This window comes from Streptomyces sp. URMC 127 (assembly GCF_051386535.1).
Taxonomy (GTDB): Bacteria; Actinomycetota; Actinomycetes; order Streptomycetales; family Streptomycetaceae; genus Streptomyces.
In genome coordinates this window covers 1-12104 of record NZ_JBPQTW010000008.1, presented here as the reverse complement: position 1 = coordinate 12104, position 12104 = coordinate 1, and the positions used below count along the sequence as shown (strand labels likewise).

14 protein-coding genes are annotated in these 12104 nt (G+C 68.7%); 5 read left to right on the top strand and 9 right to left on the bottom strand.

What is annotated here, in order from left to right:
* Positions 1-57: 57 nt before the first annotated feature.
* Complete coding sequence (locus ACSNOH_RS03840; protein ID WP_436719735.1) at positions 58-903, top strand: NAD(P)H-binding protein; 846 nt, start codon at positions 58-60, stop codon at positions 901-903.
* A 35-nt stretch (positions 904-938) separates the two neighbouring features.
* Here the strand turns inward: ACSNOH_RS03840 and ACSNOH_RS03835 are convergent, their stop codons facing one another.
* Complete coding sequence (locus ACSNOH_RS03835; RefSeq protein ID WP_436719798.1) at positions 939-1475, bottom strand: GNAT family N-acetyltransferase; 537 nt, start codon at positions 1473-1475, stop codon at positions 939-941.
* A gap of 241 nt (positions 1476-1716) precedes the next feature.
* Between ACSNOH_RS03835 and ACSNOH_RS03830 the strand changes: the two genes are divergently transcribed.
* Both ACSNOH_RS03830 and ACSNOH_RS03825 read left to right on the top strand, forming a co-directional pair.
* Positions 1717-2223, top strand: a complete 507-nt coding sequence (locus ACSNOH_RS03830; protein ID WP_436719734.1) for a hypothetical protein — start codon at positions 1717-1719, stop codon at positions 2221-2223.
* Positions 2224-2864: 641 nt separating this feature from the next.
* Positions 2865-3983 carry a PP2C family protein-serine/threonine phosphatase gene (locus tag ACSNOH_RS03825; RefSeq protein ID WP_436719797.1) on the top strand — a complete coding sequence of 373 codons (1119 nt, stop codon included), beginning with the start codon at positions 2865-2867 and terminating at the stop codon, positions 3981-3983.
* A 59-nt stretch (positions 3984-4042) separates the two neighbouring features.
* On the opposite strand, the gene ACSNOH_RS03820 is transcribed toward ACSNOH_RS03825, so the two are convergent.
* The 5 genes from ACSNOH_RS03820 to ACSNOH_RS03800 form a co-directional block, all read right to left on the bottom strand.
* Entirely contained in the window at positions 4043-4711 is a 669-nt protein-coding gene (locus ACSNOH_RS03820; RefSeq protein WP_436719733.1) for a M15 family metallopeptidase, read from the bottom strand.
* Positions 4712-4756: 45 nt separating this feature from the next.
* Positions 4757-5254, bottom strand: coding sequence for an NUDIX domain-containing protein (locus tag ACSNOH_RS03815; RefSeq protein WP_436719732.1), 498 nt, complete (start codon positions 5252-5254; stop codon positions 4757-4759).
* 230 nt (positions 5255-5484) lie between these two features.
* Positions 5485-5910, bottom strand: a complete 426-nt coding sequence (locus tag ACSNOH_RS03810; protein WP_436719731.1) for a nucleoside deaminase — start codon at positions 5908-5910, stop codon at positions 5485-5487.
* A gap of 517 nt (positions 5911-6427) precedes the next feature.
* Positions 6428-7006 (bottom strand): hypothetical protein, encoded by a 579-nt coding sequence (locus ACSNOH_RS03805; RefSeq protein WP_436719730.1) that lies wholly within the window; start codon positions 7004-7006, stop codon positions 6428-6430.
* A gap of 198 nt (positions 7007-7204) precedes the next feature.
* On the bottom strand, positions 7205-7666 hold the full coding sequence (locus tag ACSNOH_RS03800; protein ID WP_436719729.1) for a GNAT family N-acetyltransferase: 462 nt from the start codon (positions 7664-7666) through the stop codon (positions 7205-7207).
* A 280-nt stretch (positions 7667-7946) separates the two neighbouring features.
* Here ACSNOH_RS03800 and ACSNOH_RS03795 point away from each other — a divergent pair, with 280 nt between their 5' ends.
* Positions 7947-8498 carry a hypothetical protein gene (locus ACSNOH_RS03795; protein ID WP_436719728.1) on the top strand — a complete coding sequence of 184 codons (552 nt, stop codon included), beginning with the start codon at positions 7947-7949 and terminating at the stop codon, positions 8496-8498.
* Between the two features lie 8 nt (positions 8499-8506).
* Here the strand turns inward: ACSNOH_RS03795 and ACSNOH_RS03790 are convergent, their stop codons facing one another.
* From ACSNOH_RS03790 to def, 3 genes are all read right to left on the bottom strand, one after another.
* The gene (locus ACSNOH_RS03790) at positions 8507-8815 is read right to left on the bottom strand and encodes a DUF7677 family protein (protein ID WP_436719727.1); all 309 of its coding nucleotides are present in this window, start codon (positions 8813-8815) and stop codon (positions 8507-8509) included.
* Between the two features lie 164 nt (positions 8816-8979).
* Complete coding sequence (locus ACSNOH_RS03785; RefSeq protein WP_436719726.1) at positions 8980-9153, bottom strand: CsbD family protein; 174 nt, start codon at positions 9151-9153, stop codon at positions 8980-8982.
* Positions 9154-9948: 795 nt separating this feature from the next.
* The gene (def, locus tag ACSNOH_RS03780; protein ID WP_436719725.1) at positions 9949-10608 is read right to left on the bottom strand and encodes a peptide deformylase; all 660 of its coding nucleotides are present in this window, start codon (positions 10606-10608) and stop codon (positions 9949-9951) included.
* A gap of 118 nt (positions 10609-10726) precedes the next feature.
* On the opposite strand from def, the gene ACSNOH_RS03775 reads away from it, so the two are divergent.
* Positions 10727-11413, top strand: a complete 687-nt coding sequence (locus ACSNOH_RS03775) for a winged helix-turn-helix domain-containing protein (protein WP_436719724.1) — start codon at positions 10727-10729, stop codon at positions 11411-11413.
* Positions 11414-12104 lie beyond the last annotated feature (691 nt).

Sequence of the window (12104 nt, the reverse complement as noted above, 5' to 3'; positions counted from 1 at the left end):
CGAGCACGGTGCCGGGCCGGACGGAATACTCCGAGCACGGCCGAGGCTGACGTGCTCATGAGCGAGATTCTTGTGACCGGTGCGACCGGCAATGTCGGCCGAGAAGTTGTTGCTCAGCTCCTGGCGGCAGGCGCCGCTGTGCGTGCGTTGGTGCGCGATCCCGAATCGGCCGACCTGCCGGACGGTGCCAAGGGCGTGAGCGGCGACCTGTCCCGGCCGGACACGCTGGAGGGGGCACTGACCGGGAGCGAGAAAGTGTTCCTGATCTGGCCTTTCCTCACGACAGAGGGCGCCTCTGCCGTACTGGAGGCGATTGCACGCCGTGCCCGCCGCATCGTCTATCTCTCATCGTCGGGCGTGAACGAGGACGCCGAACGGCAGACTGACCCGATCAACCAGCTCCACGCCGACATGGAGCGCCTGATCGAAAAGTCCAGCTTGGAGTGGACAGTCCTGCGGTCGGACACCATCGCTTCCAACGCGCGAGGGTGGGCCGAGCAGATCCGCACCACGCAGGTTGTCCGCGGTCCCGACATCGCCGCCACGGCAGTGATCCACGAGCGCGATGTCGCGGCCGTGGCGGTGCGTGCGTTGACCGATGACGGGCATGCGGGTTTGACGCACGTCCTGACCGGCCCGCAGGTACTGAGCAGGGCCGACCAGGTACGCACGATCGGCGAAGCGATCGGCCGCGCGACACGCTTCGAGAAGGTCCCCCTGCAGGTGGCAAGAGAGCAGATGCTCGCCGACGGCAGGCCGCCCGCTCTCGTCGAAGCCCTGTTGGCCAGTGCTGAAGCGCGGCGCGAATCGAACTTGATCACCTCCACGGTCGAGGAGATCACCGGAGCGACGGCGCGCACGTTCCGTTCGTGGGCGGAGGAGTACGTGGACGATTTCCGCTAGGTCGGATGACAGTGGGACGGCAGCCGTTGCCGCCATCAACGACAGGTCGTGGCGTACTGGTCGAACGACAACTCAAACACCCGTACTCGCCGACCGGAGGTGGGATTGACGGTTTCACGGAACGGACGCATCCCCAGTTTGGTCGCGATCCGTTCGGAGGCGTCGTTGCCCACTTGAATGATGCTGACGATCCGCTCCAGCCCTCGCTCTTCGAACCCGAACCGTACAGCGGCAGCAGCAGCCTCGGTGGCCAAACCCTGCCCCCAGTGGGCACGCCCCAGCCGCCAGCCGACCTCAACCGCCGGCAGCACCTCCGGCAAGAAGCCTGGCACCGAAAGGCCGGTGAACCCGGCCAGCTCGCCGGTGGCCCGGATTTCCACCGCGAACAGACCGAAGCCCTGCGTCTCCCACTCGCTCTCCCACGCCTGGATCCCACCGCGAGTCTGCTGTTTGTCCCGGACGCTGCCGTCACGGATCCACCGCATGACCTCGGGGTCGGCATTGACCGCAGCCATGGGCGCAACGTCTTCCTCGCGCCAGCGACGCAGGATCAGACGGGGAGTTTCGAGCATGACCATCCCATCATTCTGGCTCCCCATGGGTCTCTCCACCATCCCCCTCCTCATCAGACGCTTTCGCCACACGCCCCAGGGCGGAGCCTCCTGCTGTCGCAGCGCAGTGATCCGGTTCTGACGCGTCGTTCAGGTCGGCTTCGTGGCCGAACTGGATGACCTGGTGGCGAGCGCCCAGCGCACCGCGGCTGGAGCATGGTCCGGACGGCGCTGTGGGCGGCCGTGTGGCAGGATTCGCTGGATGTCCGTCTTGAGATTCCTTGTCGACTTTGCTCGTACCGGTGGTGTCGGTCCTGCGCGTTGCGGTGTCCGGCTGGACGACGTGATTGAGGCGTGGGGGCCGCCGTGGGCAGAGGGTTCATCCCTCGGAAGTGACGGCCGCCCGTACCTCTACGCATATGGCGGTGTGGAGATAGGCACCTGCCAGTCCTTCTGCCGGCGGGTCGAAGGGATCGTTGTGCAGACCGACACGCCCACGCTGGAGATGCCCGCACCGGAGCCGGTACCGGCGACGCAGTCGCTCGCCGGAGGCCCAACGTACGGGGAAGTCCTGGATGCGTTGGCGGCCGGCGGCTGCCGATGGGAGGACTTCGCTCCACTGACCTGTGAGGACCAGCGTGCCCTCCGTGTCATCCCCTCAGGCGTGATCTTCGTCTTTGATGTTCCCGAAGACGGGAACCCCACCTTGGCCAGTGCGTCAGTATCCGACACCGGCCACATGTGCGGTTGTCTCGCGACGGAGCACTGACACGGCGGCCCGGCGCAGATCACTGACCGGCAGTACAGCAGCGACCGGACGCTTCGGTCCTGCCGCAGCAGAACTGATTGCCTCCTCGAGGCCCCCTCCAGCCAGTTCGTCGCCCCACTCGGCACGCAGACCGTTGAGGCCGACCAGCGACCCCGGGTCCAGCCGACGCCAGGCTACGACTGAGTAAGCCTGCCTCCGCGGGTGATCCCGAGGCTGCCCGGCGAACCGGCCCGAGGCCCGGCGTGCGGGACGCGACGGCCAGGCGCAAGCTGGTGGGAGTGCTGAAGGCGCAGCATCCGGCAGCCATCAGGGCGGGTGCTTTGGGCAGCTACCGTCGGCCGATCCAACCCTCCGGTGGTCATTCGAGCGTTCCAGCCCCGTGCACAGGTCCGGCACCTCGCGCTGCTGGTGGGGGCACCGTCCCCATGGTGTGAGACCCCGTGGGAAGAGGTGATCTTGTGCCCGACCGATCGCACACAGCCTCGTCGGCAGCGCGCGACACTCAGCGCGACAAGCAGTGCGACATTCAGCGCGACAACCCCGGCACGGAGCCCGTCGAGCCCAGTGCGGAAGCCATCACACCCGACGCCGGAATCGACGACAAGCGACTGGAAGAGCTGATCTCGTCCGCACACACCGCCATGCCGGTCGAGCTCTCCGCACTCGTGGACCGATGCGCCACCGCGCTGGGCATGGACACAGCACTGATCTACCTCGTCGACCTGCAGCAAAGACTGCTCGTCCCGCTCAACGAGCAGTACCGCACGCTCCCGGTGGACGGCTCCTCTGCCGGCTGGGCGTACCGCACGATGTCCCTGCGCGTGGCCGACGAGGATGACGGCGTGATCGTGTGGGTGCCGCTCGTCGACGGTGCCGAACGGCTGGGAGTGCTCGCTGTCCGGTCCGCGCGGCTCGACGGCCCGCGGCTGCGCCGCAGCCGGATCCTTGCCGACCTCCTCGCGATGGCGATCACCTCGAAGCGGACCTACAGCGACTGGCTGGTCGCCCGGACGCGGAGGGCGCCCATGCACCTGCACGCCGAGATGCTGCGGGCCTTCCTGCCGCCGCGCACCATCGGCAACAGCGAGTGCGTCTCGACCGCGGTGCTGGAACCGGCCTACGAACTCGGCGGAGACGCCTTCGATCACTCAGTGGTCAAGAACATGCTCCACACCGCCATTTTCGATGCCATGGGCCACAACCTCGCCTCGGGGCTGACCACCTCGGTCGCCCTCGCGGGCGCACGCAACGCCCGCCGCAGCGGTGCCGATCTGCCCGAGCTGGTCGGCACCATCGACCAGGCACTCGCCCAGTGGCTCCCCGAACAGTTCTGCACAGGTGTCCTGTGCGCTCTCGACGCGAGTACGGGAACCTTGCGGTGGATCAACTGCGGCCATCCGACCCCACTGCTGATCCGCGACGAGCGCGTCATCGACCACGCCCTGGACAACCCCCCTCAGCCGCCGATGGGCCTGCCCTTCCAACTCGCACCTATCAACCGCGAGGTCCAGGAAACGACACTCGAACCAGGCGACCGAGTTCTCCTTTACACCGACGGCGTCACGGAAGCGCGCAGCGAAGGGGGATCAGAGTTCGGGCTCGACCGGTTCACGGACTTCATCATCCGCTCCACCGCCTCCGGCCAGCGCCCGGCAGAAGTACTGCGGCTCCTCATCCACGCGATCCTCGACCACCAGCGCAACGACCTGCGCGACGACGCGACCATCCTGCTCTTCGAGTGGCGTCCGCAGAAGCGCTGACGGCATCAGCCGCGTGCGTTGTGCCCCCGGCCCGACCGCGCACCGTGTGCAGGTTACCTTTACGGATATCCCTGCTCAGCGGGCAGAGAACATGGACCGTACAGCGCCGCCGACGACTCGGTTTTCATGGCCCAGTAGCGGTCACCGTAGCTCCAGTGCCACCACTCCGTCTCATAATTCACAAGCCCCGCACCAGCGAGCGCGTGGCCGAGGATGCGCCGGTGGTAGCGGGCCTTGGCGCTGATGTTCCTGGCATCTGTGTAGCAGGCGCTGTTGCTCTCCTCGGGGGTCGCGTTCGTACGGGTGCCCAGGTCCAACTCGTGGCCGTTCGCGTCGGCGAGGGTGATGTCGACGGCTGCACCGGCAGTGTGCGGAGCGATCTCCGGGGGAGCAACGAAGCGGCCGGCGGCTTTGTGTACTTCGGCGCCGGACCACTGCGGGTTCGCGGCCCGCAGCTCTGCAACGTACCGCTCGAAGTACCGCTGCTGGAGAGCCGGCGGCCGGTAGGCCTCGATGAGCAGCAGCCGCACTCCGTCAGGCAGAGCCGACTGGGCACGCAGGAGCCGTTCGAGGACCCCTTCTCGTACGTGGGCGAAGGCTCCTTCCGGGTCCTCCCGGCTGTGATCCACCAGCAGGCGGCTGTAGCGCACGTCTCTGAGCCGTTCGCCGCACTCATGAACCGGTATCGCCGCGACGCGCGGGTCGCACATCAAGATGATGTCGGGCATGAACGCTTGCCTTCCGTAACCGCTCTTGTCCTCCCGGCCGCGTCGCTACCGGATATCGGCCAGGTGACTGGCTTCGCGTAGGTAACGGCACCGTCCTCCGCGCAGCACATCGGTGGCGATGGCCAGTACACGCGCCTGCTGCGGATGCACCAGTGGCGCCCACTCCTCGGCAGTGAGCATGCGCCAGTCGTCATGCTCGTCGGACAGCTTCACCTTGACCGTGCCGGCCTCGACAAGGGGGCCCTTGAACAGGGCGAAGACCTCGGGAATGCCTTCGGGGTGCAGGCCCCAGTCCACAGCCAGCAGCTCAGGGTGGTCCGGCATGCCCAGGCCGGTCTCCTCGTACGTCTCGCGCACAGCCGTCTGCCACAGGTCCTCGCCCTCGTCGTGACCGCCGCCGGGCAGTTGCCACTGATCGTCCCACGAGGTGTGCAGCAGCAGGATCCGGTGCTCAGCGTCGTGAACCAGGGAAGCGGCGCAACCGAGGATCCGCGCACGGCGGGCGAGCCATTCGGCTCGGGGAAGCTGCGGGTGTTTACTCAACCTTCCGACCCCCTCCATCAGGACGGCTGACCCGGCAGTGCGACGATCCGATGGGCGACGGATTCAAAGCACCTTGCGATTAACGGTCCAGCCGGATGGAAAGTCACGGCTGGTCTCGGGCAGATCTGCGCGTCGGGACGGCACCCGGCAGGATGGGGTCTGCACGCCCGCTGAAGCCCCGGAGAGAACCGAGCCGAACCCACCCTCCTTCTGCTGCGACCTCGCGGGCGTCAGAGCACGAGGCCGCGTCGATAGAGCGGATCGGTCAGGTCCGGCCGTACATCGCCGGCCACCGCGGGATGTGTCAGCAGCGACCGCCGCGCGATCTCGGCGAAGGACAGATCGATCTGCGGCACACCGAAGGAGATGAGCTTCGCGACGGACGTTCCGTAAGCGACGGCTCGCACTCTTCCCCACAAGAGCGCGCCCGCGCACATGGCACACGGCTCTGCCGTACTCACCACCACATACGCGGGCAGGTGCAGACCCGCCGCCGCGGCCTCGCGCAGCAGATTGACCTCTGCGTGGGCGGTGGGGTCACCGGACTTGTCCGAGGTATTGCGGGCCCCGGCCACGACGGCTCCGCTGTCGGCGTCGAGCAGTACCGCACCGAAGGGCCAGGGCGCGAGGCGGGCCCACTCCACGGCGACGGGCATGGCCTGCTCCACGGCGTCCTTCAGATGCTCAGGCCAATCGCCGGACCAGTTCTCCTGCGGCCCGGCTTGACGGCGAGGGGAGCGGGGCCCGTCCGCGGTGGCAGCGCTCGCGGCCGGCGAGAGCGCCGCTACCACCGACAACGGGGCGGCCGCTGCGGCTGCCGTGCGCAGGAAGTGACGCCGGGATGCTTCCGACAAGGTCATTCCGTGTGTATAGCAGCCCGCATGACCGCCTGGCTGCTGTTCGGCCTGATACGTGGGCGAGCCGTTCCGAGGGGGCCGGGTGTGGCCGGGCGTGGGGTGCGCGGGTCACCCCCCTGGCACGGGCGGCAAGTGTCGGCAGGGCCGCGAAGTCGCGAGGGCCCGTCGCTCGGTGGAGCACACTCCACGGAGCGACGGACCCGACGGACCCTCGTGCGATGCGCGCGTGGACGCATTGCTCAACCCGGCTCGATGCCGGACCAGTCGTGCAGCCTTGCGCCGACCCCCGTGCGGCGCCCTGCAGCGACATTGCGTGTTACGCGCCGCTGCGAGGCGGCCCCCAGTGATGGACGGTGAAGTCGCCCTTCTCCAGGGTTTCGAACGGAGCGCTGCTCACGCATTTGCCGACGCTGTTGACGGGGAAGCCGTCCATGGCCCAGCTGTAGCCGAGCCGGTCCTTCTTGCCTCCCTTGCCGCCGTCGAGGATGGTGAAGCCGAACCGCTTGCCCTTCAATTCCTCGGCGGGCGGCACGGGGATTCCCGGGGCGGCCTTGACCTGGGCGTCGGTGACAATGCCGGTCGCCACGGCGACCGGTCCGCCGGTCAGCAGGCAGTCGATGCGTCCCTTGAACCGCGCGTCGAAATCCTTGCCGTGCTGGTGGCTGACGTCGAAGGTTCCCTGCGCCTTGTCCGCGAATCCGTGAGCGTCGATAGTGAAGCGGACGTCGTCGCCGGGCTTCCGCTTCAGCTTGACGGAGCCGACAAGAGAAGGCTCGTCCTTGGCTTGTGCTACGGCTGTGCCGTCGGTCGCCGCCACTCCGGCGATGACAGCCGCGCACACGCCCAGCGCGACGATGACACTGGGCAGGGAACGGCGGCGGCGTACTTGTGGCATGGGTCCTCCCGATGGAAAGGTGAGCGGCCGGGTCCGTGGTGGCCCGCGATTTCGCCGGCCTCCCGGCCGCTCACTTCCACAGTGCCGTCGCTCAGACCCCAGCCACGTCACGCGTCAGATGGATCCCCCTCCGCCGCACGGTGGAACAGCGTTCCTCCTCGGCGCCGGCGTCGAGGAGGAACGCCGGCACCGGTCCCGTCAGCCGACCCGCCGGGCCAGTACCTGCCCCGGCCAGGAATCGCAGAGGAATCGGTCGGTGCGGATGAATCCATTGCGCTCGTAGAAGGCGACCAGCTCGCCCCCGCCACCCGCCCAGCAGTCGACCCGCAGCAACCCGACACCAGCCCGCCCGGCTTCTTCGGCGGCATGGGCCAGCAGGGCCGCCCCGATGCCCCGACCTGCGTATCGCCGATCGGTCACCAGCAGGCGTACGTATCGCTCGGGTTCCTCGGCCGGGGCGATCGGCATTTGCGGGCTGGGCCCGGAGTCCAGTACCAGTGCTCCGACCGGTAGTCCGTCCAGTTCCGCGATGTAGGGGGCGTTCTCGGTGGTGTACCGCTCGACTCGGGCCGCCCCGCCGGGCTTCTGCGAGTACGGCGTCGTGCCCCATTGTTCGGTGTTGCCGCGAGCGTTCATCCAGGCCACCGCGGAGTCGAGCATGGCCAGAATGGCCGGTACATCGGCCGGGCTGCCTGGCCGGATCCCTATGCGGGGTTCCCCAATGCCGGCTTCCCCTCTGCCGGCTTCACCTATGTCGGGTTCCCCTATGCCGGGTTCTTCTCCTATGGCGGGTGTCCCTACGCAGGGCGGGGTGTCGGTCATGCCGAAAGCCTAGGCGCCGATGGGTGGATCACGGGACCCCGGGACGGCTCCGGCGCGTGTACGCGGTGGAAGGAGGGCGATTTCGGACACGCGACCCGTTCGGGAGAGGATGCCGCCCATGTATGCCTACCGAGATGGATCGTTCACCTACGAAGAGGTGGAGCAGTGGGTGGCCGAACCCGTTCGTCGCCCGTGGCAACTGGTGCTGCAGTTCCTTGCCACGGTAGTCCTGCTGCCCCTGTGGTGGCTGCTGCTCCTGGCCGCGTTCGCCGCGGTCATCGTCATCTCCCTCTTCGCGGAAATCCTCACGGTGATTCCCGGCTTCGAGCGGAATGCCGAGCGTGTGATGGACGCCGCCTTGAGCAAGATCGTGGTCTGGCCGCGGTGGTCAGTGACCTGGCCGGAGCTGCGGCATGAGGGCGACACCGACTTCTATCGCGCGCGGGTCGACGCGTTTCTCGGCAGCAGGACGAAGCGGGCCTCGGCCGATCGGCAGGAGGGGAAACCGATGCCGCCTGCCGAGTGCGAAGTGCCCTTGCGCACGTACCGTGGCGTGGGCGGAGCGTACGTGGTTCAGGCGGCACTGTCCCGCGGCTGGGAGCTCAGGCCGTCCGATCCGCAGGTCGAGATCCGCCTGTGGTGGTCGTCGGCGTCGGATGCCGACCGCTGATCCTTCTATCAGGGGCCGTGCAACTCGGTCTCCCATGCCGCGAAGGGCGGCTCCACCCGGTAGGCCGGATCGCAGTAGGCGCGAATCCACTGCGCTGCCCGGTACTCGGCGTCCCCGCCGTTCGTCACCTCTCCGTTCTCGTCCACCTGGAGGACGTTGGTGAAGACGGCGAAGACCATCTCCATCGCGGACCCCGACGCCATAAGCCTGGGCTTGTAGTCGACGCCGTCGAGGAGGTCGAGCTCAAGGGTGCCATTGGCCAGGTAGAAGGCGAAGAAGCGGATTGCCGCGCGTACGTCGGTGGGAAGGCGTGTCACGGACCCATTGTTCCCCCGACGAGCGAATCCGCCGTCGGGGGCCTTGCTTTTGGCTGCTTGCTCTAGCTGCTTGCCTTTGGCTGCTTGGCTTTGGCTGCGGAAGGGCGGCAGCCGGGCCGCTCCGGGGGAGGAATAGGTCGCGGCCCCGCGCGCCGCCGCCCTCGTCAGTGGCGGAGAGCGTTCCTCGCGTGCTCTCCGGCCAGCTTCGCGTCCGCCTTGGCCTGTTCCGCCTTGCCCCGGGCCCGCTTGGCGTCATTGCCCGTGACGGAACCGGCGGTCTCCTCGGCCTTGCCCTTGGCCTTCTCCGCTGCGTGCTTTGCCTTCTTCTCGGCACTCATCGAGGCCTCCAAGATGTGCTCGGCGTTGACGTGCTCGGCGTTCGGACACTGTCCCGCCTTCCTCGTACGGGCTCCGGTAAACGCGCTTTGTGCGGTTGCGCCTCGAAAAAGGATCCGCATCCACGACTGTTGGGAACCCGGGCGGCGGCTGCCGGGTGGTCGGCGGGCGCGGTGTGCCACTCTCCGAGCCCCTTGCCTGGCCGGATGCGGTGCTGCGGATTCGGTGCGGATTCGGTGCTGCTTCGGTGCCGCTCGTACGCGAGGCCGGCACCGCGGGGAAGCGCCCGTCCGAGGCCGGGGCGTCCCACCCCTCACATGCCGCCCGCCCCGAACGCGTGGCCCGCCAAGGGTTGCCCTGGACAGCGCAGATCGCGGCTGACGGCGGTCCCTGGCTCCGAGCGCTGCCGGCGGCCGGACTGCTGGTCGGCGCTGCCTCCCCCAGAGGGCGCGCGCACCTTCACGGCGCCGTCGGACAACGACCCGTCGAGGCAGGCGGCGGCCCCGCCGGCCGAGGGAAGCCGGCCGTCGGCCACGTCCAACGAGGCCGGCAGCAGCCGCCCCGGAACACCGCGTTCCGCAGCGCGACAGCGCCACAGGGCGAAACCGCTGGCGTGGGCGAGGCGGCCTTGGCCACCTGGCGGTGGCCACACATGACTGGCTTCACCGCGGGCGACCATTCCATGCTGCACAGTGCCCAGCCCAGTTTCACGACTGCATCGACCGCGGCCGGGCCGAGCTACCGCCGGAATGGTTGGTGCCCTGTTGTCACGGCTACGGGGGAGGGGGAGGCGAGCATCATTTGCCGAGCTTCTGCGCCCGGGCGGCACGCCGGGCGAACACCTCGTCCTTGGCCGCAGCCATCTCCTCAAGAGCCGACTTCCGTTCCTTCCGCGGGAGCCGGTCCAGGTACAGGTGACCGTGCAGGTGGTCCGTCTCGTGCTGCAGGCACCGGGCGAAGTAGCCCCGGCCCTCGATCACCAGCGGCTTGCCGTCCTTGTCCAGGCCCCGGACGACGGCACGGTCCGGACGCGCCACCATGCGGTACGGACCGGGGACGGACAAGCACCCCTCCGGCTCCTCGACCAGCTTGCGGTCCTCCGCCGCTATCTCGTCGAGAACCGGGTTGGCGATGTGGCCCACGTGCCGGACTCCCCAGTCGTCCGTGATGTCCCATACGAACAGCTGCAGGTCCACGCCGATCTGATTGGCGGCGAGCCCCGCGCCGTCGGCCGCCTGGTTGGTGGCGAACATGTCATCGATCAGCTGTGACAGTTCCGGAGTGCCGAACTGTGTGACCTCCTGGCACCGGCGCCCGAGGATCTCCTCCCCGACGACCGTGATGCGGCGCACCTCGCCCCGCTCCACTTCCGGGGCGAGCCGCGGATACCGGTCGACGGGCTCACCCTGCACCCGCACCCGACGGTCATGAGCAATGTGACCAGGCTGAACAGCCATGAACTACCAACGCCTTCCGAGCATTCCCCAACCGGCCACGGGCCGTAGCCCAGGAGTCACCCCGGCCGGTCGCGGCCGACCTTGACCGAACGCTTTGCAAAGTAGCAGACTTTGCAAAGTGAGCGACGCAGACGCAGAAGCAGACGCAGAAGACGCAGAATTCGAGCGCAGGAGCGAGAGCACGGCCCCGTTGCCGTACCACCGCAAGCGGCCGTCCCTCCCCGAACATCCCGTACGCATCGCCCTGCTGGACCTGCTCGCCGAGGTCGGCACCCTCACCTCCACACAGGCCGCGCAACGCCTCGGCTACAGCTCCGGCCTCTGCTCCTTCCACCTGCGCCAGCTAGCCCGCCACGGCCTCATCGAAGAGGCTCCCCAGACGGACGGCAGGGCGCGGCCATGGCAGCTGCGCTGGGGATCCCCTGAGCGGTCAGGCCGCGAAACAACGGAAGCGCCGGAAACGCCGGCGGAGTTCGATGCGCTCGCCCGCGGCCTGGAGGACGAGAGCTATCAGCACTGGCTCAGCCACCGGGCCCAGGCACCGGCCGAGTGGCAGCAGGATGAAAGCTTCAGTGCGGTGGTCCACCTCACCCCGGACGAGATGACCGAACTGGCCGCCTCCATCCGCGGCCTCCTGGCCGGCTACCGCGAACGGGAGAGGGACCCCGCGGCACGCCCTGCCGGCACCATGGCCGTAGCCGCGATCACCAGGCTGTTCCCTCTGCTGACCGACACCGCCGTACCACCGACGGCACCTCCGCCCCCGCCCCGACGCCGGCACGTAGATCGACCGACCGATTCCTGAACAGCGCCGGGAGCGGCCGCGTCCCGAGGTATCGCAGCCCGAACTCTCCGACCTCTCCGACGCCGTATCGCCGGAGACGAGGAAGCGACCACCGGGGCACGATGGGCGAGGGAGGTGGAGCTGGCCCCCGTGCCAATCGGGGGTGCGCCCCAGTGAACCGGGGTAGGCCGCGCCCCTAGCGTCGGATGCATGACGCACTTACGGCGCCGTGAGCAGGGGGTCGCTTCCGGCGATCCTCAACCTGCGCGGTCCACCGCGGCGTTAACCCTCACCCTGGGCGCTCTTGCCACCAGGCACAGCATCCCCGGCGCGGCCGCGGAGGTGACCGCCCCGTGCCGCGGCCGGCGGAGTACCGCCCGCGGCGTCGCCGACCTGACGACCCGCCGACCGATGCGCGCCCGGCGGACCTACGGCACTGAGTCGAACAAGACCTTCGGCGGCGTGGGCAGGGCGTGGATGCGCCCTTCGTCGCCGAGATACGACTCACCGTCCGTACGGTTTCCACCGTTCACCGCCGACTCCGCCCCCGCCCCGAGCCCGGTACGGGCGCTGCCTGACCGCTCCACGTCGGAGTGCGGCGACCGGTGGTAGGGCCAGCCCGAGTCGATGCCGGGCGGGCACCGGACGCCGGCCGCGACGGAACCCCGGCGCCCGCGGCGTCACCCTCGCCCTCGCCTCCGCCCCACCCACC